General features: G+C 34.4%; 24 protein-coding genes. 10 read left to right on the forward strand and 14 right to left on the reverse strand.

Annotated features, from left to right (window positions below; translation table 11 throughout):
- From Z053_RS0124840 to Z053_RS0124890, 11 genes are all read right to left on the reverse strand, one after another.
- Nucleotides 1-1,212: a 3-oxoadipyl-CoA thiolase gene (locus Z053_RS0124840; RefSeq protein WP_025667667.1), complete on the reverse strand. Its 1,212-nt coding sequence runs from the start codon at nt 1,210-1,212 to the stop codon at nt 1-3.
- A gap of 92 nt (nt 1,213-1,304) precedes the next feature.
- Nucleotides 1,305-1,715: a PaaI family thioesterase gene (locus Z053_RS0124845; protein WP_174412107.1), complete on the reverse strand. Its 411-nt coding sequence runs from the start codon at nt 1,713-1,715 to the stop codon at nt 1,305-1,307.
- A 9-nt stretch (nt 1,716-1,724) separates the two neighbouring features.
- Nucleotides 1,725-2,903 (reverse strand): 3-hydroxyacyl-CoA dehydrogenase NAD-binding domain-containing protein, encoded by a 1,179-nt coding sequence (locus Z053_RS0124850; protein ID WP_025667669.1) that lies wholly within the window; start codon nt 2,901-2,903, stop codon nt 1,725-1,727.
- Nucleotides 2,904-2,908: 5 nt separating this feature from the next.
- Nucleotides 2,909-3,688 carry an enoyl-CoA hydratase-related protein gene (locus tag Z053_RS0124855; protein WP_025667670.1) on the reverse strand — a complete coding sequence of 260 codons (780 nt, stop codon included), beginning with the start codon at nt 3,686-3,688 and terminating at the stop codon, nt 2,909-2,911.
- Between the two features lie 2 nt (nt 3,689-3,690).
- Nucleotides 3,691-4,059, reverse strand: coding sequence for a VOC family protein (locus Z053_RS0124860; protein ID WP_231389138.1), 369 nt, complete (start codon nt 4,057-4,059; stop codon nt 3,691-3,693).
- On the reverse strand, nt 4,059-4,562 hold the full coding sequence (gene paaD / locus Z053_RS0124865) for a 1,2-phenylacetyl-CoA epoxidase subunit PaaD (RefSeq protein ID WP_025667672.1): 504 nt from the start codon (nt 4,560-4,562) through the stop codon (nt 4,059-4,061). The genes Z053_RS0124860 and paaD overlap by 1 nt, the downstream gene beginning before the upstream one ends.
- 93 nt (nt 4,563-4,655) lie before the next feature.
- Nucleotides 4,656-5,411 (reverse strand): 1,2-phenylacetyl-CoA epoxidase subunit PaaC, encoded by a 756-nt coding sequence (paaC, locus tag Z053_RS0124870; protein ID WP_025667673.1) that lies wholly within the window; start codon nt 5,409-5,411, stop codon nt 4,656-4,658.
- Nucleotides 5,412-5,511: 100 nt separating this feature from the next.
- Nucleotides 5,512-5,796, reverse strand: coding sequence for a 1,2-phenylacetyl-CoA epoxidase subunit PaaB (gene paaB / locus Z053_RS0124875; RefSeq protein WP_025667674.1), 285 nt, complete (start codon nt 5,794-5,796; stop codon nt 5,512-5,514).
- 33 nt (nt 5,797-5,829) lie between these two features.
- The gene (gene paaA / locus Z053_RS0124880; RefSeq protein ID WP_025667675.1) at nt 5,830-6,810 is read right to left on the reverse strand and encodes a 1,2-phenylacetyl-CoA epoxidase subunit PaaA; all 981 of its coding nucleotides are present in this window, start codon (nt 6,808-6,810) and stop codon (nt 5,830-5,832) included.
- 12 nt (nt 6,811-6,822) lie between these two features.
- Nucleotides 6,823-7,896: a 2Fe-2S iron-sulfur cluster-binding protein gene (locus Z053_RS0124885; protein ID WP_025667676.1), complete on the reverse strand. Its 1,074-nt coding sequence runs from the start codon at nt 7,894-7,896 to the stop codon at nt 6,823-6,825.
- A gap of 102 nt (nt 7,897-7,998) precedes the next feature.
- On the reverse strand, nt 7,999-8,568 hold the full coding sequence (locus tag Z053_RS0124890) for a TetR/AcrR family transcriptional regulator (RefSeq protein WP_025667677.1): 570 nt from the start codon (nt 8,566-8,568) through the stop codon (nt 7,999-8,001).
- Between the two features lie 250 nt (nt 8,569-8,818).
- Between Z053_RS0124890 and Z053_RS0124895 the strand changes: the two genes are divergently transcribed.
- Nucleotides 8,819-9,256: an META domain-containing protein gene (locus tag Z053_RS0124895; RefSeq protein ID WP_035096778.1), complete on the forward strand. Its 438-nt coding sequence runs from the start codon at nt 8,819-8,821 to the stop codon at nt 9,254-9,256.
- A gap of 25 nt (nt 9,257-9,281) precedes the next feature.
- Here the strand turns inward: Z053_RS0124895 and Z053_RS0124900 are convergent, their stop codons facing one another.
- Entirely contained in the window at nt 9,282-10,961 is a 1,680-nt protein-coding gene (locus tag Z053_RS0124900) for a T9SS type A sorting domain-containing protein (protein WP_025667679.1), read from the reverse strand.
- Between the two features lie 117 nt (nt 10,962-11,078).
- Here Z053_RS0124900 and Z053_RS0124905 point away from each other — a divergent pair, with 117 nt between their 5' ends.
- Together Z053_RS0124905 and Z053_RS0124910 are read left to right on the forward strand one after the other, a co-directional pair.
- Nucleotides 11,079-12,839, forward strand: a complete 1,761-nt coding sequence (locus Z053_RS0124905) for an aromatic amino acid hydroxylase (RefSeq protein WP_025667680.1) — start codon at nt 11,079-11,081, stop codon at nt 12,837-12,839.
- A gap of 323 nt (nt 12,840-13,162) precedes the next feature.
- Nucleotides 13,163-14,338 (forward strand): DUF3103 family protein, encoded by a 1,176-nt coding sequence (locus tag Z053_RS0124910; RefSeq protein ID WP_025667681.1) that lies wholly within the window; start codon nt 13,163-13,165, stop codon nt 14,336-14,338.
- 82 nt (nt 14,339-14,420) lie between these two features.
- Here the strand turns inward: Z053_RS0124910 and Z053_RS0124915 are convergent, their stop codons facing one another.
- Nucleotides 14,421-15,374, reverse strand: a complete 954-nt coding sequence (locus tag Z053_RS0124915; protein ID WP_025667682.1) for a GSCFA domain-containing protein — start codon at nt 15,372-15,374, stop codon at nt 14,421-14,423.
- Nucleotides 15,375-15,434: 60 nt separating this feature from the next.
- A complete protein-coding gene (alaS, locus tag Z053_RS0124920) occupies nt 15,435-18,068 on the reverse strand; it encodes an alanine--tRNA ligase (protein ID WP_025667683.1) in 2,634 nt (877 codons plus the stop codon).
- A gap of 206 nt (nt 18,069-18,274) precedes the next feature.
- Between alaS and Z053_RS0124925 the strand changes: the two genes are divergently transcribed.
- The 7 genes from Z053_RS0124925 to Z053_RS0124955 all read left to right on the forward strand — a co-directional run bounded on the left by Z053_RS0124925 (nt 18,275) and on the right by Z053_RS0124955 (nt 23,031).
- The gene (locus tag Z053_RS0124925; RefSeq protein ID WP_025667684.1) at nt 18,275-19,252 is read left to right on the forward strand and encodes a M23 family metallopeptidase; all 978 of its coding nucleotides are present in this window, start codon (nt 18,275-18,277) and stop codon (nt 19,250-19,252) included.
- A 6-nt stretch (nt 19,253-19,258) separates the two neighbouring features.
- The gene (locus Z053_RS0124930) at nt 19,259-20,365 is read left to right on the forward strand and encodes a CapA family protein (protein ID WP_025667685.1); all 1,107 of its coding nucleotides are present in this window, start codon (nt 19,259-19,261) and stop codon (nt 20,363-20,365) included.
- A gap of 2 nt (nt 20,366-20,367) precedes the next feature.
- Entirely contained in the window at nt 20,368-20,697 is a 330-nt protein-coding gene (locus Z053_RS0124935) for a MerR family transcriptional regulator (RefSeq protein WP_025667686.1), read from the forward strand.
- Nucleotides 20,698-20,723: 26 nt separating this feature from the next.
- The gene (locus Z053_RS0124940) at nt 20,724-21,326 is read left to right on the forward strand and encodes a LemA family protein (RefSeq protein WP_025667687.1); all 603 of its coding nucleotides are present in this window, start codon (nt 20,724-20,726) and stop codon (nt 21,324-21,326) included.
- Nucleotides 21,326-21,763 (forward strand): TPM domain-containing protein, encoded by a 438-nt coding sequence (locus Z053_RS0124945; protein ID WP_025667688.1) that lies wholly within the window; start codon nt 21,326-21,328, stop codon nt 21,761-21,763. The genes Z053_RS0124940 and Z053_RS0124945 overlap by 1 nt, the downstream gene beginning before the upstream one ends.
- The gene (locus Z053_RS0124950) at nt 21,764-22,558 is read left to right on the forward strand and encodes a TPM domain-containing protein (protein ID WP_025667689.1); all 795 of its coding nucleotides are present in this window, start codon (nt 21,764-21,766) and stop codon (nt 22,556-22,558) included. It abuts the gene before it with no gap.
- Between the two features lie 278 nt (nt 22,559-22,836).
- Nucleotides 22,837-23,031, forward strand: coding sequence for a hypothetical protein (locus Z053_RS0124955; protein ID WP_035096784.1), 195 nt, complete (start codon nt 22,837-22,839; stop codon nt 23,029-23,031).
- Nucleotides 23,032-23,512 lie beyond the last annotated feature (481 nt).

The raw sequence follows: 23,512 nt of genomic DNA on the forward strand, positions 1-23,512 counted from the left end.
TCAGACATTTGTATTTTCGATTACACAAGCATATCCTTGACCTACTCCAACGCACATTGTGATTAGTGCATATCGTTTATTTTGTTGTTGTAACTCTAAAGCTGCAGAATACGCGATCCTGGTACCTGTTACTCCTAATGGATGCCCAATTGCAATAGATCCTCCGTTAGGGTTTATTCTTGGGTCATCATCTGCTAATCCCCATTCTCGTATACACGCTAATGCTTGTGAGGCAAAGGCTTCATTAAGCTCAATAACATCTATATCATCCATTGTAATCCCTGCTTTTTCCAGAGCTTTATTAGAAGCCTGAACAGGTCCGATACCCATAATCCTAGGTTCTACTCCTACCACTGCAGAGCTTACTATTCTAGCTAGTGTTTTTAGATTGTATTTTTTAACTGCATCTTCTGATGCAATAATGGTAGCTGCTGCTCCATCATTTAATCCTGAAGAATTTCCTGCTGTTACACTACCTTCTTTTTTGAAAGCTGGACGTAATTTTGCTAATACCTCTTTGGTAGTAGTTGGTTTTACAAATTCATCATCAGAGAATAAGATTGGATCTTTTTTGCGCTGTGGGATTTCGACTGTAGTAATTTCTTTGGCTAATCTCCCCGATTTCTGGGCATTGGTTGCTTTCATCTGACTCCAATACGCAAATGCATCCTGATCTTCTCTAGATATATTATATTTCTCTACCAGATTTTCTGCAGTATTTCCCATACCATCTGTACCATACAGGTCATGCATTTTTTGATTTACAAATCGCCATCCAAAACTAGAGTCATACATTTTAGAATCATTACCAAAGGCAGATGACGGTTTTGCGATCACGTATGGCCCACGTGTCATATTTTCTACTCCACCCGAAATAAATAGATCGCCGTCTCCTGCTTTGATTGCTCTATTAGCATGTATTATTGCAGATAACCCTGAGCTACACAAACGATTAACCGTTTCTCCCGGAACAGTAAAAGGTAGCCCTGCTAATAACGCAGCCATTCTGGCTACATTACGATTATCTTCACCAGCCTGATTAGCACACCCCATAATGACATCATCATATGCATCTTTTGGAATATTTGGATTATTTTCTACTAACTTTTCTATTACCAAAGCTCCTAAATCATCAGTTCTTACTGCTGATAATGTTCCTTTATAGCTTCCTATAGGAGTGCGGACTCCGTCTATTATATACGATTCTTTCAAAAGTTTAAATTTTAAATGTTAAATCATAAATTCTAAAGTGTAATCTCATATATCTGAACCACTTTTATATTTATCATTTTACGGTTTTATATTTATTCCTCCCAGTCTTTACTGGTTCTATATACTACTCCTTTAAAAAGTGCGACAATATCATCTCCTCTTTTAACTTCTACAATATTGAAGCCTACTTTTGTTTTAGTAATATCAACTGTAGCTTCTGCTGTTAGATAATCCCCCTCTTCTAATGCCTCGATATGATTGATCGAGGTTTCTATAGATACAGCATATTTGCCATGGGTGTTTGCAGAAAAGCCAAAAGCTGTATCAGCTAAGCTATAGGATATTCCTCCGTGAGCTTTACTCATGCTATTGAGCATTTCTTTCCTAATCGTCATTCCTACTTTACATCTTCCTTTTTCGACTTCAATAATTTCGATACCTAACCATTGGCTAAAGGCGTCTTGGGACAACATCTTATTAGGGATTTTTTCTGATTTTATCATACCAGTAGATTAATTATCTGCAACTAATTTTTCACTAAAAAAAGTTCTATTCTCTTTCACCATTTTTCTTAATAGTGGACTACATCGATATCGATCTTCATGATATTCATTATAGAGATTATCCAGCATAGTAACACACCAGTCAATTCCTTTTTCATCTGCCCAGGTTAATAATCCCTTAGGGTAATTTACTCCTTTGGTCATTGCATTATCAATATCTTCTGCCGAAGCTATATTCCAGAATAATGCATCAGCAGCTTCATTAATTAACATTACTAATACTCTATTAAAAATATACTCTGCCAGTACTTTATCTTCTTTTGGGGCATCTTTTACTGCAGTATCACTATAATCATAATATCCTTTACCTGATTTTCTTCCTAGATATCCTGCTTCAGACAATCTTTTTTGTGTAAAAGAAGGTTTATATCGGGGATCATAGTAAAATGCTTTGAAAACAGTTTCTGTAACCGTATAATTGATATCGTTTCCTATAAAATCCATTAATTCAAAAGGGCCCATTCTAAACCCTCCCAAAGTTTTTAAACTCCAATCTATGGTAGCAATATCAGCCAAGCCTTCTTCATAAATACGTAAAGATTCTCCATAAAATGGTCGTGCTACACGATTCACAATAAACCCGGGAGTATCTTTTGCTAAGGCAACTACTTTTTTCCAGCCATTAATGATTTCTACCACCTTGTCGGTAACCTGAGTTGAAGTTTGTACTGCCGGAATCACCTCAACCAATTTCATTAACGGAGCAGGGTTAAAAAAATGAATTCCTATACATCGCTCTGGTTTTTGTAATGATGATGCTATAGATGCTATAGATAAAGAGGAGGTATTGGATGCAATAATGGTATCTTCTGAAACATATGTTTCTAGTTCTGAAAATACTTTCTTTTTAATATCCAGGTTCTCTATGATAGCTTCGATAGTAAGATTTGCGTCTTTAAGGTCTTTTAAAGAATCTACATAAGAAATATTACCTTGAATACGTGTTTTCTCTGTTTGATCAATTCTTCCTTTTTCAATCAAGCGGGAAAGAATTTTTTCTAAAGCTTGTTTACTTCTATCTAGTGCTTCTTGCTTTGTGTCAAATACTTTTACTTTACAACCAGAAGTAGCTGCTACCTGAGCGATACCACTTCCCATTGTTCCTGATCCTATTACTCCAACAATCATCATTCTTATTTACCTTTAAATATTGGTTTTCTTTTTTCAATAAATGCATTTACACCTTCTGCATAATCTTCACTTTCTGCAGATTCTATCTGTAGATCCGATTCTATTGCTAATTGCTCATCGAGCGTATTTACCAATGACTGATTTAATAATCTCTTAGTCAATCCTAAAGCTTTGGTTGGCATTTGAGCTAATTTTGAAACCAGCTTAGTCACCTCTTCTTCAAAGGTTTCTGTTTCAAACACTTTATATATCATCCCTAATTGCTCTGCCTCTCTTGCGCTTACTTTATCACCTAACATCATTAAAGCAGAAGCTTTTTGAAAACCGATTAATCTGGGTAGAAAAAAAGTTCCGGCACTATCAGGAACCAATCCTATCTTACTAAATGCCTGGATAAAGCTTGCCGCCTCAGTAGCTACAACAATATCACACGCCAAAGCTATATTAGCTCCTGCTCCTGCAGCAACTCCATTTACAGCTGCCACAATAGGTTTTTCGATAGTTCTAATGCGGCTGATTATTGGATTATAATGTTCTTCTAATATTTTTCTGAAACCAGGGTTCAATTCGGGAGAAGTTACTTCTTTAAGGTCCTGTCCTGCACAAAACGCTTTTCCGTTTCCGATAAGCATAATGGCTCTTACTTTATCATTAGCATTACACTCGTCTAATGTTTTTTGTAGTAACAAGGCCATTTCTCTATTGAAACTATTAAAAGTATCTGGGCGGTTTAGCGTTATTCTCGCTACTCCATTATCAATGTGCAATTCGATTGAAGGCATATTTAATTCTCTATTTTGAATTGTGGGTTATAAATTATTCCGATGATATTATTCCATGGGCATTTAACTGTTGCTACCACGATTTCTCCTCCTACATTTGTTGGTTTTTCATGTTCGGTAGCTCCTAAATCGAGTAATCTTTGGTATGTTGCATCTATCTTTTCTACACCCCAATACGAAAGTACGCTATCAGATTTTGTTTCTGAAGGGGCTTCTTCTGGAAGTAATCCAAGTTCATACCCTCCTATATTGAATCCTATATAAAAAGGTTCGTCGAAATAGGGTTTCGTATTAAATGCGTCTGAATACCATTTCCTGGCTTTATCCAGATCACTAACTTTATATATTGTTGTTCTTAATCCGAGCATCATTATTTGAGACATTTGAAGTAATCAAAAGGTTCTAAACAATCATTACATTGAAAAAGTGCTTTACACGCTGTCGAACCAAACTGGCTTACCATTTTTGTGTTTGTTGAGCCACATTGGGTACATTTTACTATTTTTTTACCTCCAAGTAATGCTTCTTTATCTGCTTTTTCATGTAAAGGTGCGGCAATCCCATATTTTTCTAGAGCTTCTCTACCTCTTGGTGTAATCCAATCGGTAGTCCATGCCGGCGATAAGACTAAGGAAACTTTGGCTTCTATATTTTTTTTTGCAAAAGCACTTATAATATCATCCCCTATCACATCCATTGCAGGGCAACCACTATATGTTGGGGTAATTGTAATCTGAGCAATAGTTTCTATCATTTGAGCAGAGCGAACCACTCCCATATCCATAATAGACAATACCGGAATTTCGGGATCATGAACTTTTTCCAAAATTGGAATCAGCGTAGGATCAATATGTTTCTCAAATTCTATTGTCATAATAAATATGGAATATCGAACATTTAATATCCAAGGCTGAAGTTTTATTTCTCTTCATCATTCAATATTCTAAATTCGGTATTCTGTATTATTTCACCACTTCATATTAGGATAGGTACGTTGCATATATTGCAAATCTGAAAGCAAGTAGCCCATATGTTCACTATGAATACCTTGTTTACCGCCTTTCTGAAACCATTTTGTTTCTGGTATGGTAATTCTAGCCTCTTCAAATACGTCTCTAATCCTTTGGTCGTACTTTTCTCGCAAAGCCGCAGTATTAACACCAACTCCATTTTCTACAGCAATTTTATCATCCTCTGTCATATGAAATAGTTCGTCTGTATACTTCCACAGATCATCAACTGCTTCCTGAACTTTTTGATGACTTTCTTCTGTACCATCTCCCAATCTTTTCATCCAGTCAGACGAAAATCTTTGATGATAACTTACTTCTTTAATTCCTTTCTTTGCAATTGCTGCTACTGTTTCATCATCACTATTTTGCAATTCTTCTAACAATAGTAAGTGAAAAGCGTCATAGAAAAACTGTCTTGTAATCACATATCCAAAGTGTCTGTTTGGTTGTTCGACAAGAAGTACGTTTTTGTACTGTCTTTCTATTCTCAAAAAAGCAATATCATCTTCAGTTTTTCCATCTCCAGAAAGCTGAGCCACGTATTGGTAATAACTTCGCGTTTGGCCTAATAAATCTAATGCCATATTAGTCATTGCAATATCTGTTTCCAGGTTTGGTCCATGCCCACATAATTCTGATAATCGCTGACCAAGGATCAAAGCATTATCTGCTATACCGTAGATGTATTGTATTTTATTTTCGTTTTTCATAACACTGCCCGTAATGATGGGTATCTTATTTAAATAACTTTAATTTCAAATAGTAAGTTTTCCGTATTCACGGGAATTGCAATTTTTACCATTGTAAAAATCACATATGTTTTACTTCATCTGGTAATGTATAAAATGTAGGGTGTCTATACACTTTATCCTGAGCAGGTTCAAATAATTCTCCGTTATTTTCGGGGTTTGATGCAGTGATATGTTTAGATTCTACTACCCATATACTTACTCCTTCATTTCTTCGCGTATATACATCTCTGGCATTTTCTAAAGCCATTTCTGCATCGGCCGCATGAATACTACCAAAATGACGATGTTCTAAACCATTTTTACTTCTTACAAACACTTCCCAAAGTGGCCAGTTATTTTTCATAATTATGAATTTTAAATTCTGAATTCAGAATTATTATATTGCTTTTTTAAGCTTTTTATCTTCTTGTTTTTTGGCATATGCCATCGCTGCATCCCTTACCCATTCTCCTTTTTCCCAGGCATTAACTCTAGCTGCCATACGCTCTTTATTACAAGGGCCATGACCTTTTACTACTTGCCAGAATTCGTCCCAATCTATTTCTCCAAAATCGTAACTCCCTTTTTCTTCATTCCATTTTAAATCCGGATCAGGAATAGTAAGTCCAATTAATTCTGCTTGCGGAACTGTTTGATCAATAAACTGCTGACGTAATTCATCATTAGTTTTTCTTTTTAATTTCCACTTCATTGATTGGGCTGTATGTACAGATTCTGCATCTGTAGGTCCCAGCATCATCAACGATGGCCACCACCATCTATTTAACGCATCTTGCGCCATTTCTTTTTGCTCTGGGGTACCATTCGCCAATGTGATCATTATTTCATATCCTTGACGCTGATGAAAACTCTCTTCTTTACATACTCTAATCATCGCTCTTGCATATGGTCCATAAGAAGTACTGCATAGTGGCACTTGATTAATAATTGCCGCACCATCTACCAGCCAGCCAATTGCTCCCATATCTGCCCAGGTGATTGTAGGGTAATTGAATATACTAGAGTATTTTGCTTTACCTGTATGCAATTGCTCGTATAGCTCTTCTCTAGAAATTCCTAAAGTCTCACATGCACTATATAAGTATAATCCATGTCCTGCCTCATCCTGAACTTTAGCTAACAAAGCTACTTTACGTCTTAGAGAGGGTGCACGGGTGATCCAGTTTCCTTCTGGTAGCATTCCAATAATTTCGGAATGTGCGTGTTGAGAAATTTGCCGAATATGAGTTTTTCGGTATTTTTCCGGCATCCAATCTTTAGGTTCGATCTTTTCATCTCTGGCAATTCTCTGCTCAAAGATTTCTTCTAGACTTAGACTCTGCCCAGTCCCATGGTTTTTTATTTCTTTTTCGCTCATAATCCTAGAGTTTTATACATCAAAATCAACTACTACTTTTTCTGTAGTAGGAACAGCCTGGCAAGATAAGACAAGGCCTTTTGCTACCTCATCTTCTTCTAATGCGTAATTTATCTTCATCTCTACTGCTCCTTCAACAACTTTACATTTACAAGTACTGCACACTCCGCCTTTACAGGCAAAAGGCAGATCTGCGCCAGAAGCCAACGCTCCATCTAATATATTATCATGATCATCATCCATGGCAAAGTGAAACTCTTTTCCGCCATCTATAATAGTAACCACGGTTCCATCAAATTTATGATCAACTACTTCTGCTGCTTTTTTCTTATCTTCTTCAGAAACACCTGAAAAGAAAAGTTCATAATGAATTTTGTCTTTTGACAATCCTGCATTCATCAATCCATCCCTAATCAAAAAGATCATTTCTTCGGGGCCACAGACAAAGCATTCATCTACACTGGATACGTCAATTATTTTATCAGTAAGTTCCTGTATCTTTTCTTCTGTAAATCTTCCATTAAGTAATGGTATATCCCGATGTTCTTTTGTTAAAAAGTAAAATATCTCTACTCTTCCAAAATACTTGTTTCTAAGCGCTTCTATCTCTTCTTTAAAGATAATGGATTTCGCATTCCGATTCAAGTAAAAGAGCTTGAAAGTACTTTCTGGTTCAGATGCAAGATGAGTTTTTAGTATAGATAATATGGGTGTAATACCGCTTCCTGCAGCAAAAACAATATAATTTTTGGCTTTTGAAGGTGCTACTTCAACAAAAAAGTTTCCCATAGGAGGCATTACTTCCAGAACATCTCCTTCTTTAAGCACATCATTTGCAAAGTTAGAGAACAATCCCTGATCAATTCGTTTAACTGCCACCTGCCATTTATTTTCAACAGGACTCGAACACAAAGAATAAGAGCGTCTTACCTCTTCATCATTAATAGATGTTTTTAGAGTAAGATGCTGGCCTTGCTTAAACAAAAATGTATTTCTAAGCTCTTCTGGTATATCAAAAGTGATAGATGTACAATCCTTAGTTTCTTTAGTTAATTCAGAAACACGAATAGAATAAAAATCAGTCATATCTTAATTTAACTATATAGTTATAGCTAAACAAAACTAACAATTGTTAGTTTGATACACAAATAATTATCTGTTAATTTTATGACTACCTCAAAATACTAGTCATGCCACTCCTTTTAACAATACTGATATCATATCTCGTTTCAAGATATCAGAATCAATCTCTTTTTGTTCGGGGTACCATAAATACAATGTTCTTAAGGTAGAGAGTGTAGAAAACACCATAATTTCTACATTATAGGGTTTAATCTCTCCTTTTTCTAATCCTTTCTTTACTATATCTCTAAAATTATCTTCATATTCCTGGCGCATTTTCTCAAAATATTGCAAATTATTTTCTTCAAGATGCATCCAATCATTATTAAGTGAAGCTAGACCATCTGCATTTCGCAATGTCACATCTATATGTAAGTCAATAATGTTTTCCAGCTTTTGGATCGTATTTTCATCAGAATTCACAATTTTATTCATCCCAATAGTAAATTCTTCTGCAAGTCCAATTATGATAGTAGATAATATTTCTTGTTTTGACTGAATATGATTATACAAGCTTGCTGCTTTAATCCCCATAGCTTTTGCCAAATCTCTCATAGTTACTGCACTATACCCTTTTTCCTTAAAAAGAATAGCTGCTGCATTTATAATTTCTTGTTTTCTGCTTTCGGGTCTCATCTGTTTCGATTTATCATTTTTATTGGTCAGATAAAATTCACATAGTAATCATTTTTCAACAGGCTCAACTAATAAAGTGAAGCCGGTATCAAAAACCTTAACTATACTCATTTCATGGTAGGTATTTTGTTTTCCACTCAAAAATAAATTTTAATCTCATATAACCCATATTTTTGCGACCAAAAACAATGATTATGATGAATTTATGTTATAAATAATACTATATTAACCATAAAAAGAAACTAGACTTATGAAATCTTTACTAATCATTTTGTTTTTCGTGGCATTTTCAAATACAAATAGTTGTGCAAACAAAAATAATGCAGCAGTCAAAAGTCAGGAAAAAGAAAATAAGGTTACTAAAAAAACAACTTTTTCTATTACTCGTCTTAATGAGAAAGATGTTTCTAACAGGAAGTTACATATCACTTTTGACGAAGAACAAAGCTCTGCTTATGGCCATTCTGGCTGTAATACGTTTTCGTCTAAGTATACCGAAGAAGGCAACACTATTTCTTTTAGCTTTCCTATTGCAACAAAAATGTATTGTAAAAAAAATGCAGCAATAGAAAAAGAATTTTTTAAAACTCTTATTGAAGTTAAAACCAGAATCCAGAAAGAAGATACTCTAATTTTAAAAGATGGTAATAATAAAGAGTTATTCTTTGGGATAAGATCCAAAGAATAACTCTTTGTATTTTGTTATTCTATATCTAGAATTGTTTACTTACAATTACCTTTTTGGTAAAGGAAGTACCATCAGATGTGTTTTTAACATAAATAAAATACATTCCTGTAGATTTATCTGACATATCAATTTGTCCTTTTTCCTCAGACAATTTCCCAGAATCTACAACCATTCCTGAAATATTATAAAGGTAATATTCTAATTTACCCTCTACTGTATTAGTAATACTAATAATAGCTTCTGATGCGTTAAACGAAACCGCTAACACCTTTTCTTCTTCAGGTTCAGGATCAGGATCAATTGGTGGCGGTGGCGGTGGTGGCGGGTTTCCGCCGTTTTCTTGAGAAAGCATATTTAATGTTTCTCTTCCCGTATTATCAGGATCTAACCAATTAGAGAGTCTGTTAGAATCTGAGTTACCAAAACTCCATGAAATATTAAACCTACCATAAAAATCTGAAAGACCATTATCATTTGTTCCAGAACAGGCTGCTCCTCCTCCCGCAAGTTGCCCTACTATTCTACCACTTGGATCAAAAAGAGCAGAACCAGAAGATCCTCCTTCTGTAACTCCAAGATCCCAATCTATTACCTGCCAGGAATCAACAGGAGCCGTTAAACCCCCAATATTAGTTTTTATTTGTGATAACGCTGTATTTTCTCTACATACCTTCATTATATCTCCACTAGGATGGTGAATCCCTATCGCAAAATTTGCTGCTACATCTCTTCGATCCCAACCGGCCCATTCTAAATCCCAGGATTCATCTAAACCTCCATCCAAATTCAACAGTTTGAAATCAGATTCTGCATTCGCAGCTAATCGTGTAGCTCCACTCGTTGTTTGGTTTACTGCTGCATCTGTACTGCCTGTAGTTGTTGCACAAGAAGGATTAGGACTAATCCAATTAAAACGAAATGCCCAAGTAGATTCATTACCAGCATTACAATGATTAGCTGTCAAAAAATATGGTGCTTTATCATTCTTCGTATTATTAATCAATGTCCCTGTACAAACAAATCCTTGCATAATCACAAAAGCTACAGCATGTTTTAATCTATCTTTTAATTCATCAAAATCTTCTCCAACAGGACAATTCACATCTTGATTACAGTCTCCCGATTCATCTATTTTTTGCTGAATTTGAGTATTTGTAATTGAACGATATCCATGAATTACTTTAGCAATATTTAATTGCCCTTTACCAGCAACAGAAGCAGGTTCAAAATATTCTATCCAAACATTATCTCCTTCTACCATCCAAGTACCTAGCATCTGGTCTGGTCTGTTAAAGATATTTGTATATGCACCCAAAAGATCAGATTTATCTCTATTATATAGATGCACGGTAGCTCCTCTAGGTATTTTATAGGTGTCAAAAATGAAATTTAATGTCTTGGCACCTTTAGATATAATATTAATACGCCATATTCTATCTCCATTGGGTAATTCGTCCCATACTCCAGAATTTTTAAGACCTAAGTTTACTTTAAGTTCATAACCAAATCTCCATGGTCTTGATTTATCTAAATCATTCTTGGCATCTTCAGCTTCAATTTTAGCCAAATCAAAATTTTTCATAAGCATCGGAACTATGCTTTTTTTCTCCTGCATACCCCAACTTACTGGTTCACTATATGTAACCTGGGCATTTATACCTAATGTAAATAATAACAATCCTAATACTATCAGCTTAATTCTCACAACCATTTATTTTTTTAATTGATAAAACAAATTTAACTATTTAAGAATACTTCAATATCAAAATAAAACTATTAATTTTCCAATTAAATTGTCTTGATAAAAAATTAATTTCTATATATGTCTCTAAATATTGTATCTAACCCCCTAATTGAAAGGCTTCCCGCACATTTAAAACAATTCATAAAACCACAAAATTATGAAGAGTATACGCCGATAAATCAAGCGGTTTGGAGGTATGTTATGCGCAAAAACACCACTTCTCTTAGTAAAGTTGCCCATAATTCTTATCTAAATGGCCTTAAAAAGACAGGAATTTCGATCGATGAGATACCAAGTATGTATGGAATGAATCGAATTTTAAAAGAAATTGGTTGGGCGGCTGTAGCTGTCGATGGATTTATCCCTCCTAATGCATTTATGGAGTTTCAGGCATATAATATTCTTGTTATCGCATCAGACATCAGGCAATTAGAAAATATTGAATACACCCCTGCTCCCGATATAATTCATGAAGCGGCGGGACATGCTCCTATCATTGCTAATCCTGATTATGCAGAGTACCTACGACGTTTCGGGAAAATTGGTTGCAAAGCAATCTCTTCTAAAAAAGATTATGATATGTATGAAGCTGTGCGTACACTTTCTATTCTAAAAGAGGCATATGGTACAAATCCAAAAGAGATAGAAGAAGCAGAAAGAAAAATAGAAGAGTTACAAAATCAAAAAGAGAACCCTTCGGAAATGGCTTTGATACGTAACTTACATTGGTGGACGGTTGAATATGGTCTAATTGGTACAGTAGATGAACCTAGAATCTATGGTGCAGGATTGCTTTCCTCGATTGGAGAAAGCGAATGGTGCATGACAGACAATGTAAAAAAACTGCCCTACTCTCCCGATGCTGCTTTTCAGGATTTTGACATTACCAAACCACAACCTCAACTCTTTGTAACGCCAGATTTTGCTTATTTATGTCAGGTATTAGAAGAATTTGCAGATACTATGGCTTTAAGAAAAGGTGGGCACAGAGGACTTGCAAAATTAATCGAATCAGAAAATTTAGGAACCATAGAGTTAAGTACTGGTCTACAAATCTCGGGAGTATTTACCCGAATGATAAAAAATGAGGATAACGAAGTTATTTATTTTGAAACTAGTGGCCCAACAGCACTTTCTTTTAGAGAAAAAGAGCTTATTGGCCATGGTATAGAAGCTCACCCTAATGGGCTTAGATCTCCTCTTGGGAAATTAAAAGGGATCAATCTTGCTATAGAAAACATGTCTCCAAGAGACCTGAAAGCTTATAATTTCTATGATGGAGAGTATATAGAATTCGAATTCGAAAGTGGAATTACTATTGCAGGAACTAATATTACCGGGATAAGAAACATTAAAGGTGAATTGATTTTAATTCAATTTAGTGAATGTACTATCAAATACAAAGACGAATATCTTTTTAAACCAGAATGGGGTACTTTTGATTTGGCTGTCGGAAAAGAAATCGTATCTGCTTTCTCTGGTCCTGCAGATGATAACTCATTTGATTTAGTGACTCATAACCCTTCGTTGGTTACTGCACAAAGAACATATTCTGAAAAAGAAAAAGATCTACATTCTTTATACTCCTCTATTAAAAATATTAGAGAAGGAAAAAATACTACGTTTTCACTGGAAGCCGTATTCGAAATTTTAGAAAAAGATCACCCCAGCGATTGGTTACTCTCTTTAGAGATTTATGAATTAGTTTATGATAGAGATTCAATATTTGCTTCGCAAGTGTTAGAACATCTTAAAAACATACAATCTAAAAGACCTAATATTAAACATTTAATTAATAGCGGTATTGATACTGTGATCAATTCAGAATTTACGGTATAGAATACTATTTCTTTTTTTTAAATTATTTCTTCAGAAATCATGGCTTCTAGAATTTTTAGTTTGCTACCATATAAGTGTGTGTGTTTCTAAAATTCTTAACCAAAACAACTTAAATACTATCAAAAACCTCATTACCAACAGATTATATATAAAGTGCAACTTTATATGCATGCATAATAAATATGTAAAAAACAAAAAATCACTTGTCAATTTTTATGGCCTAACCACATTTTTTTTGAGTATTTAACACCTTGCAAATCAAGGTAATAAGATATCATTTTCCTAATTTTAAAAGACAAAACTAACTTAAGTATATTAAAATTATGAAAAAATCATTTTTACTTTTAAATGTAGTTCTCGTTTCCTTGTTATTTTTTAATTGCGAAACGGAAGAAGTAGTCGTTAACGAAACTAATGTCGTTCAAAACAAGAATAGAATAGACAAAAAGAAGATTGCATTTGACCTAATTGATTTACTAGCTAACACAGAGTTTAGTACTAATATTGTGGAGGTATTAGGCAAAGATCGAACACCAGGTATTAAGTTATCTAAAGTATTAAAAGAAAACGCCTCCTTATTATCAGATCAGGAATCGTATCAATCCTTAAAAAAAGTAGTAGATAAAGCAGATAATCAGCTTAAATCTAATGAAATACCTGATAATATAGAAATACCAGAATTATGGTTACAAAAACCTAATAATAAATCTGTAAACTACGCTGATCTATTAGTATCATTTGCTCCCGAAGGTGATGAAAAATCATGGACAAAAATTGAAGCGTATACGCTTGATGGAGAAACCGTTTTTCTAGACGTTAAAGATATACCTAGTGTACCTGTACTTGTTATAGAAACCAAAGGTTATGAAACCTTAAAAGCAGAAGTTGATTATATGAATAAGCAGTTACAAACTGCTGGATTACAAAATAATCGTTTTAAGTCTGCTAAAATGGACTTAAGTCCTTCTTCAAAAGCCAATGCAGGGCTTGAAACTACCAAATTAGACAAAATACGATTAAATAACGATGAGGAGCCCTGGATTAGTGGTGCTGCAGAAGTTTACGCTATCACTTCTGGAATAAAAAACAACAGTAATGAAGCTGAAGTAAAGATCATACCTATGTATTATCTGGATTATGAAGGCACAACATATTACCCTAACCAAATCTTGCTTTTCTGGGACGATTATAAATACCAGGCAGCAAATATCCAATTATTCGAAAAAGATGACAACTACAATTTTAAGCAATTGGTCACCATTATTGTTGATGGTATTTTTCAAATTGTTGGTACAGTTTCTGGACAGCCATGGGTAAATGTACTTGGGCAGGTGGCAGGAGCTATCTTACAAGCAATGCCAGATGAATGGTACACCAATAACGATGATTATGTAGATTCTTTGTATACCATTCAAAAAAACAAAACCTATACCAATCACGTAGGTGCCCGAGGTAATGCAACCGTTACTTTATCTCCTCTGTTTATCCCTAATAATTAAACAACACGTTATAAAAATAAAAGAGGTGACTGTATTTACTACAGTCACCTCTTTTTATTTTAATCATAGAACTCATAAATAATCATTCTCCCCAAATCATATGAGGGTATTCTTTATAGAGTTGATATTTTTTTGATTCAAGCTTCTGTAAAAATAACACATGTTGCTCACTTTGTGGATTAAACGGTCTATGCATCATTCCTTTTTTGATTTCTTCGACTCTACCCATAGTCTGGGCAGTCTTTTCAGAAATCCAAGCTTCAGAAAAACGCTCCCAAATATAATCTATCGCCAGTGTATTAGGGTGAATCATATCTACATTGTAAAACCGATAATCCCTAAGTTCATCCATCATGATTTCATAAGAAGGAAAATAATTTAGATTTTTATTGCTACTAATAGTTTGATGTAGCGATGTGATTAAATGAGACTTACTTCTATTGTTTTCTACAAACCCATCTTTACTATGCCGTACAGGGGAAACAGTAAATACAATTTCTACTGAAGGGTTAATACCTCTAATTAGATGTATACAATTCTGAAGGCATTGATTGATCTCATCTACAGATAATAATTCTTTTTCAAACTCTCTTTGCGGAATTTTATGACAGTTCGCCACCACCATATCCAGAGATTTTAATCGATATACCCAAGCGGTTCCTAAAGTGATAAAAACATGTGTCGCAGAATTAATATTCTTTCTTGTAGTCGTTAATGCCGTGTTTAAATTAGACAATGCTACATTTTGATCGGCATTGCTTAAAGAGGAGTGTGCATCAAAACAATGCCATTGTTCATTGATATAAAACAAATCTGTATCGGTATATTGTTCTCCCTGAGTAGCCATCCACAAAAATGTTTCTATTGCTTTAGGGTGAAATAATATCCCAAATGGATTGATCTTATTCCTGAACTTAAAATATTCGAATTTCTCTCCTATGTTTTCTGCAAAACATGAACCTAACAGTAAAAGTTCTGAGTTATAATCAACTTTTGGCTCTTGAGACTGTAGCGTTATTTTGGTTTGTAGGTTCATAAGTCTCCTTACTCCAACCTCTTCCTTTATGCGGAAGAGGGAGAGTTTTATAGTTTAAGATTATTTCAAATATTGTTTTGCATTCTCTAATGCTTCTTCTATACCGGCAGGGTTCTTTCCTCCTGCTGTAGCAAAAAATGGTTGTCCACCACCACCACCTTGAATATACTTACCAAGTTCACGAACCATTTGCCCAGCATTTAACTGTTTTTCTTCTACCAGATTTTTAGAAATATAGCATGACAACAAGGCCTTTCCTTTCTGATCTGATCCGAATAGCATGACAACATTTTCAAGTTCACCTCCTAATTCGAATGACAAATCTTTAATTCCGGCTGCATCTAAGTCTACTTTTTTAGCCAGAAATTTAACCCCATTTACATCTTCAAATTCTGATTTAAGATCTCCTTTCAGGTTTTTAGCTTTATCCTTAAGAAGAGTTTCTATTTGTTTTTTCAGACTTGAGTTTTCTTCTTGTAATGATATAATAGTTTTTAAAGGATCCTTTGTTTTAAGAACTGCTTTTACTTCTCCATACGCTTCAGATTGAGTTGTAAAGAATTCTTTTGCTGCATCACCGGTAATTGCTTCAATCCTACGAATCCCTGCTGCAATTGCACTTTCTGATACAATTTTAAAATGCCATATACTACTGGTATTTTTTACATGAGTACCACCACAAAGCTCCATAGATTCTCCAAATCGTATTGCTCTTACTGTATCTCCATATTTTTCTCCAAACAGTGCTATTGCTCCTTCTTCTATTGCCTGATCATAAGAAATATTGCGTCGCTCTTCTAGTGGAAGTTGCTCGCGAATTCTCGCATTTACAAAATGCTCAACTTCTTTCAATTCTTCAGTAGTCATTTTAGCAAAATGAGAAAAATCAAAACGTAAATTACCACTATGAACCATCGATCCCTTTTGTTCTACATGAGTACCCAGAATTGTACGCAATGCCTGATGCATCAAATGTGTTGCTGTATGGTTAGAAGCAGATCTCGAACGTTGTTTTTCATCTACCACAGCAGTCAAAGTCTCGTCTATATGCTTAGGTAAATTTTTAGTAAAGTGAATGATCAGATTATTTTCTTTCTTGGTATCTATGATGTATACCACATCACCATTAGGTACCTCTAGATATCCTTTGTCTCCAACCTGTCCCCCTCCTTCGGGATAAAAAGGTGTTTTATCAAACACTAACTGAAACAGTTCTCCATCTTTCTTACTATTTACTTTGCGATAACGGGTTACTTTTACATCTGTTTTAAGATGATCATATCCAATAAAATTTTCTGTAGTAGTATCATCTAGTAATATTTTCCAATCTCCCGCAGTTACTTGTGATGCTGCTCTGGATCTATCTTTTTGTTTCTGAAGTTCTATTTCAAAAGCTTTTTCATCTAATTCATATCCCTGCTCACTTAAAATTAAAGCTGTTAAATCAATCGGAAAACCAAAAGTATCATACAATTCGAAAGCTTTCTCTCCAGAGATTATATTTCCTTTGGTATTCTTGATCACATTTTCTAGCAATACTAATCCTTGATCCAATGTTCTTAAAAAAGATTGTTCTTCTTCTTTAATTACATTAGTAATTAAGTTTTTCTGAGCCTTCAATTCAGGGAAAGCTTTACTCATTTGTTTACTAAGTGTTTCTACCAACTTATATATAAAAGGTTCTTTGGTATCCAGAAAAGTAAACCCATATCGAATAGCTCTACGCAAAATTCTTCGTATCACATATCCTGCTCCTGTATTACTAGGTAGTTGGCCATCTGCAATAGAAAATGACACAGCTCTTACATGATCGGCAATAACACGAATTGCAACACTTACTTTTCCATCATCATTGGTTGGTAAGCTATTTTTATCATATGTAGAATTGGTGATCGTTTCAATTTCTCGAATTAAAGGTGTAAAAACATCGGTATCATAATTTGATTTCACTCCTTGTAACACCATACATAAACGTTCGAAACCCATTCCGGTATCTACATGTTGCGCGGGCAACTTCTCTAATGATCCATCTGCTTTTCGGTTATACTGCATAAAAACCAGGTTCCAGATCTCTACCACTTGTGGATGATCCATATTTACCAGGTCCCGACCAGGAGTTTTAGCTTTTTCTTCATCAGAACGAATATCTACATGAATTTCGGAACAAGGACCACAAGGTCCCTGATCTCCCATTTCCCAGAAATTATCTTTCTTATTTCCCATGATGATACGCTCTTCAGGAACAATAGCCGTCCAAAGATTATAAGCTTCCTGATCCATATCCAGGTTTTCATCTTTCGCACCTTCAAAAACAGAAACATAAAGAATATCTTTATCTATACCATATACTTGGGTCAATAATTCCCAGGCCCATTGAATTGCTTCTTTTTTAAAATAATCTCCAAAACTCCAATTCCCAAGCATTTCGAACATAGTATGGTGATAGGTATCCATACCTACTTCTTCCAGATCATTATGTTTACCACTTACACGTAAACATTTTTGAGTATCTGTTATTCGATTACTTTTTGGAATACCATTACCTAAAAAGAATTCTTTAAACTGGTTCATCCCGGCATTAGTAAACATTAAAGTAGGATCGTCCTTAATCACCATTGGTGCAGAAGGCACGATGCTATGTTTTTTGGATTTAAAAAACTCTAAAAATTGATTTCGTATTTCTTGGGATTTCATGAATTCTATGTATTACTATTTTTTCGAAATAAAACACTTAACACAATCGCGATCATTATTTTGCGTTGTTTAAAAAAAAGATTCTAAATCGATATTTGTCAGTTTTTTCTGGACTTTGTAACAATTTATTATATTTGTTGCGATGTCTTGGTTTTTTATAAACCACATTTTGGTTGATATCCTGCAAAAATAGCATATTTTAGATTATGTCAAAGGTTAAATATTACTATGATAGTGAGACGCTTTCTTATCGCAGAATTGAGCAAAAGAAAGGTCGTAAATTTGGTATAGCTGCATTAGGAGTTATTAGCGCTTTTTTAGCTGGTTTCATCCTTCTTCTTATTTATCTTAATATCCCTCAATTAGAGACTCCTAAAGAAAAAGCATATAAAAGAGAACTTGAAAATATGCAGCTTCAGTATGATTTAATGAATCAAAGATTGAAGCGTGATGAAGATATTCTAAAAGAAATCGCAGAACGTGACGATAACATTTATCGCCTTTATTTTGGTGCCAATCCTATTCCCGAGGAATTACGTAATGCTGGATTTGGAGGTGTAAACAGATATAAAAGCTTAGAAGGTTTTGACAATTCTGATATTATTATTGAAAGCAGTGAACGTATCGATAAATTAACAAAACAAATTGTGGTTCAATCAAAATCTCTTGATGAAATCGCATCGTTGGCAGAGAAAAAAGAAGAATTATTAGCCACAATCCCTGCTATACAGCCCATACAAAATTCGGATTTAAGACGTATGGCTTCTGGTTATGGATGGAGAAGTGATCCTTTTACCAAAGCACGAAAATTTCATTACGGAATGGATTTTTCGGCTAATACAGGGACACCAGTTTATGCATCGGGTACTGGTGTAGTAACCCGGGCAGATGCTAATTCTTCTGGTTATGGAAAGCATATTCGTATTGATCACGGCTTTAATTATGTGAGTTTATATGCTCACTTAAGTAAATATAATGTAGAGAAAGGTCAGAAAGTAAATCGTGGAGATGTTATTGGATACGTAGGAAGCACAGGAAGATCTGTAGCACCTCATCTACATTATGAAATTTTTAAAGATGGTGAACGAATCAATCCTCGTAATTTTTACTACGGAAGTTTAACTTCTGAAGAATTTAGTGAAATGCTTAAGGCCTCTAATTTAATTAATGAAACTTTAGATTAAACATCAATGCGCAAACTTCTTTTTATTGTCTTCGTTTTTGGTTTCTGTTCTTCAATACAAGCTCAAAAATATTCAAAAGAAGTATTGGATTCGATGTACGTAATAGTCCAAAACACTCAACAAAAATTAGCAAAACCAAAGTATATCAAAATCATGGCCGTTGGTGATATCATGATGGGAACTGATTTCCCTAATGATAGTTACTTACCTCCTGAAGGTAAAGGTCCTTTTGATGATGTTAATCCTATACTTAGCCAGGCAGATTTACTTTTTGGTAATTTAGAAGGCACACTTACTGATGAGGGAGAGAATGCTAAACGTTGTTCTGATCCATCAAAATGTTACTCCTTTAGATCCCCAGAATATTTTGGAAAATACCTTGAAGAAACTGGGTTTGATGTAATGAGTATTGCCAATAATCACATTGGTGATTTTGGTGAAATCGGGATTAAGAATACTTCTAAAACTCTCGAAAAGCACAATATTGCTTATGCAGGAGTATTTGCTCAACCTTCTACAATTTTTGAAAAAGATGGTATCACGTATGGATTTTGTGCTTTTGCCCCTAACAAGGATTGCATAAAAATTCATAACTTAACCAATGCTAAAAAAATCGTAACCGAACTCAAACAAAAGGTAGATATCGTGATCGTTTCTTTTCATGGAGGGGCAGAAGGCCTTAAATACACTCATGTTCCCAGAAAAACAGAACGTTTTTATGGTGAAGATCGCGGTGATGTATATCGTTTTGCACATACTATGATTGATGCAGGTGCTGATATCATTCTAGGGCACGGCCCGCATGTATCAAGAGCTTTTGAAGTATATAAAAACAAATTTATAGCATATAGCCTAGGCAATTTTTGCACCTACTCCCGATTTAATTTAAGAGGAATTAAAGGATATGCTCCTATTGCAGAAATCGATATTGATACCGATGGTAATTTTATTAAAGGAAAACTTCATTCTGCCAAACAAATAGATGAAGTATATCCATTTATGGATGAGAAAAAGGGAGCGTTAAATGAAATCAAATCACTAACAGAAGAGGATTTCCCTGAAAGTAAGCTCATTTTTGAAGATGACGGAAGTTTTACACAACAAAAAGAATAAGTATGTATGTAGACTTGCCTAAAAAAATGTATTATAGTATCGGTGAGGTAGCCGATGCTTTTGATGTAAATGCCTCATTAATTCGTTTTTGGGAAAAAGAGTTTGATATTATAAAGCCTAAAAAAAATGCTAAAGGCAATAGAAAATTCACTCCAGAAGACATCAAAAATCTCGAGTTAATTTACCATCTGGTAAAAGAACGTGGATTTACTCTCGAAGGTGCTAAAACTCACCTTAAAGAGCAGAAACAAGAAGCCTTAGATAGTTTCGACATCATAAGAAAACTAGAATCTATCAAAGGACAATTGCTTAAGATTAAAGAACAACTATAAAAAGTCATCTTATTATAATTTGAGTTATGAAAAAACTTTTAATACCAGTATTAGTAATCGTAGGAATCATTGTAATTCTGTATTTCTTTTTTGGAAGTCGTTATAACACTGCTGTTACACTACATGAAGATGCAAAAACAGCATGGTCTAATGTAGAAAGTGCTTACCAAAGACGTAGTGACCTTATTGGCAACTTAGTTAAAACTGTTCAGGGAGCTGCAGATTTTGAACGTAATACTCTAAAAGAAGTAATCGAAGCCAGAGCCAAAGCAACTGCTGTAAATATTGACCCTAGTAATATTACACCAGATCAAATAGCACAATTTCAACAGGCACAAGGAGGATTAACCTCTGCCTTATCAAAATTATTAGTAACCGTAGAGCGTTATCCTGATCTAAAAGCAAATCAAAATTTTCTAAATCTGCAAACCCAATTAGAAGGAACAGAAAATAGGATTAACGTAGAGCGTAACAGGTACAACGAAGCTGTAGGTGGCTATACAAAATTTATGAGAAAATTTCCTAATAATATCATTTTAAGTATTTTTGGAAGCCTTGAAGAAATGGCACGGTTTGAAGCCGATAGAGGAGCAGAAAAAGCACCAGATGTTGATTTTAATTTTAAATAATGTCTAAAGTAGAAGATTTTCTTACTCATGACCAAGAGCAACAAGTTGTAGCAGCAATTAGAAGTGCAGAAAAAACAACATCGGGAGAGATTCGTGTACATCTTGAAAAACATACTGAAATAGAAATTTTAGAAAGAGCTACCGAGGTTTTTCATTGGTTAAAAATGGACAATACCATCCAACGTAATGGGGTTCTTATCTATGTTGCTGTAGAAGACCGTAGTTTTGCTATTTTTGGAGATAAAGGTATTAATGATGTCGTTGAAGATGATTTTTGGGAAAGCACAAAAGATACTATACTCGAGCAGTTTAAAAAAGGTGATTTTACTCAAGGATTAATTAACGGAGTTCTTCTTGCCGGAGAACAATTACAGAAATACTTCCCCTGGGATCATACCGATATCAATGAACTCTCTGATGAAATCTCTAAAGGATAAATGAATACTATCAAACAATTCATATTGCTCTTATTGTTTCTAGGAATACCCTTCCTATCTTTTAATACTACATCTGCGCAAAGAAAAATTCCGCCAAAACCTAAATTACAAACGGCTGTTTATGACGAAGCCGATATGCTTACTACTTCTGAGTCAAAACACCTACAAGAAAAATTAATTCGTTATTCTGACACTACCTCTACACAGATTGTGGTAGCTACCATTAATTCTCTTCAAGGTGAAAATATTGGTTTATACGCAGCAGAATGGGCGCACAAATGGGGAATTGGTCAAAGTAAAGAAGATAATGGTGTTTTTATCCTGGTAGCCAAAAATGACAGGAAAATATGGATTGCCACAGGGTATGGTGTAGAAGAAAAGCTCACAGATTTTACCTCAAAAACTATTATTGATCAGATCATAACTCCAGAATTTAAAAGAGGTAATTTTTATACTGGTTTAGATAAAGGTACTACTGCAATTTTTCAAGTGCTTGATGGCACTTTTAAAGGTTCTAGAAAAAACAAAAAAGAGCTACCTATAACAGAATTAATTATTTTGGGTATAGCTTTTATCATCATCATTAAAGCTTTTTCTAAAAGCAATCATAGAAATGGCGGAAAAGGAAATCGAGGAAATCGATCAGGAAGCAGCCTTCTGGATGTAATCATCCTAAGCAACATGGGACGTGGGAGTTTTGGTGGAGGAAGCTTTGGCGGAGGATCTAGTGGTGGTTTTGGCGGTGGTTTTGGCGGTGGCGGATTCGGCGGTGGCGGTGCTGGGGGAAGTTGGTAACCACCCCTCTCTATTCTTATGTTATTTACATTAACAATCTTAACAAGCAATTCTCAGCACAAAGCAATTATTAACATAAAATATTAAATAAAAATGTTAATTTATTGCCATTCTGCCAAACAAACCGCATTATTTAATTGTCATTTTGACATTGCCATCCATACTATTGATAATCAGATACCTACATTGTTTTTTAGCAGGTTTATCATATCATCTTTTGTTTTTGGAACAAAACTTGATTCATTACCGATGATTATGAATTTTTAAATAGGATGAATATGTCGGTAAGTTTTAAATTAGCAGCCAAAAAGAATCCGGGGGATGCTTTGGTGATGAATAGGGATATAAGAGTGACTACTACCTTAAAAGAGGTGACTATGGCATTTATTAAACAAATTAAAATTCATGATCGTTCGAATATCGCATTAAACCCTATGTTTCAATTCAGAAAAAAAGAACGTATACATACGTAGTGTAACACTACAACGATAAGGGTACTCCCTGCACTTTATGATGCCAAGGAGTATTTTTTTGCCCAAAAAACGCTAAAACTCACCTAAGAAGCGATTTTTTTTGACCTTAGATGCCGTTTTTTTTGCTCTAGACGACCAAAAATAGTGCTCAAAATCACTAAAAAAAGTACATTTTCACACCAAAAAACATCAAAAAAATGGAGTGAAAAAACACTCTTTTTCTAGCTAAATTTTAATCCAAAAAATTATGATTTCAGTAAATTTTTAGCCTAAAATTCCCTGAAAAACATCTAGTGCAATTGCACCAATTTCTACACATAGTATATTATGAACTCGTTTAGTATATAACAAAAATGACCATAAAATGATAGCAGCATTAAAACCAGTAATTTAAAATTAAACATTTTAGACCTCACAGGTTTTAAAAACCTGTGAGGTCTAGTCTTTAATCCCTGTATACAGGGGTTTTATAAAATATCTG

The organism is Aquimarina megaterium XH134 (assembly GCF_000520975.1).
Classification (GTDB): Bacteria; Bacteroidota; Bacteroidia; order Flavobacteriales; family Flavobacteriaceae; genus Aquimarina; species Aquimarina megaterium.

Coding starts and splice junctions, on each gene's coding strand:
- Z053_RS0124955 (WP_035096784.1), top strand. CDS start 22,837: ATGTCGGTAAGTTTTAAATTAGCAGCCAAAAAGAATCCGGGGGATGCT.
- Z053_RS0124860 (WP_231389138.1), bottom strand. CDS start 4,059: ATGATGCTCGGATTAAGAACAACAATATATAAAGTTAGTGATCTGGAT.
- Z053_RS0124915 (WP_025667682.1), bottom strand. CDS start 15,374: ATGAACCTACAAACCAAAATAACGCTACAGTCTCAAGAGCCAAAAGTT.
- Z053_RS0124895 (WP_035096778.1), top strand. CDS start 8,819: ATGAAATCTTTACTAATCATTTTGTTTTTCGTGGCATTTTCAAATACA.
- Z053_RS0124850 (WP_025667669.1), bottom strand. CDS start 2,903: ATGATTGTTGGAGTAATAGGATCAGGAACAATGGGAAGTGGTATCGCT.
- Z053_RS0124855 (WP_025667670.1), bottom strand. CDS start 3,688: ATGCCTTCAATCGAATTGCACATTGATAATGGAGTAGCGAGAATAACG.
- paaC (WP_025667673.1), bottom strand. CDS start 5,411: ATGAAAAACGAAAATAAAATACAATACATCTACGGTATAGCAGATAAT.
- Z053_RS0124905 (WP_025667680.1), top strand. CDS start 11,079: ATGTCTCTAAATATTGTATCTAACCCCCTAATTGAAAGGCTTCCCGCA.
- Z053_RS0124910 (WP_025667681.1), top strand. CDS start 13,163: ATGAAAAAATCATTTTTACTTTTAAATGTAGTTCTCGTTTCCTTGTTA.
- Z053_RS0124925 (WP_025667684.1), top strand. CDS start 18,275: ATGTCAAAGGTTAAATATTACTATGATAGTGAGACGCTTTCTTATCGC.
- Z053_RS0124930 (WP_025667685.1), top strand. CDS start 19,259: ATGCGCAAACTTCTTTTTATTGTCTTCGTTTTTGGTTTCTGTTCTTCA.
- Z053_RS0124935 (WP_025667686.1), top strand. CDS start 20,368: ATGTATGTAGACTTGCCTAAAAAAATGTATTATAGTATCGGTGAGGTA.
- Z053_RS0124950 (WP_025667689.1), top strand. CDS start 21,764: ATGAATACTATCAAACAATTCATATTGCTCTTATTGTTTCTAGGAATA.
- Z053_RS0124845 (WP_174412107.1), bottom strand. CDS start 1,715: ATGATAAAATCAGAAAAAATCCCTAATAAGATGTTGTCCCAAGACGCC.
- Z053_RS0124890 (WP_025667677.1), bottom strand. CDS start 8,568: ATGAGACCCGAAAGCAGAAAACAAGAAATTATAAATGCAGCAGCTATT.
- Z053_RS0124940 (WP_025667687.1), top strand. CDS start 20,724: ATGAAAAAACTTTTAATACCAGTATTAGTAATCGTAGGAATCATTGTA.
- paaB (WP_025667674.1), bottom strand. CDS start 5,796: ATGAAAAATAACTGGCCACTTTGGGAAGTGTTTGTAAGAAGTAAAAAT.
- Z053_RS0124945 (WP_025667688.1), top strand. CDS start 21,326: ATGTCTAAAGTAGAAGATTTTCTTACTCATGACCAAGAGCAACAAGTT.
- paaA (WP_025667675.1), bottom strand. CDS start 6,810: ATGAGCGAAAAAGAAATAAAAAACCATGGGACTGGGCAGAGTCTAAGT.
- alaS (WP_025667683.1), bottom strand. CDS start 18,068: ATGAAATCCCAAGAAATACGAAATCAATTTTTAGAGTTTTTTAAATCC.
- Z053_RS0124885 (WP_025667676.1), bottom strand. CDS start 7,896: ATGACTGATTTTTATTCTATTCGTGTTTCTGAATTAACTAAAGAAACT.
- paaD (WP_025667672.1), bottom strand. CDS start 4,562: ATGACAATAGAATTTGAGAAACATATTGATCCTACGCTGATTCCAATT.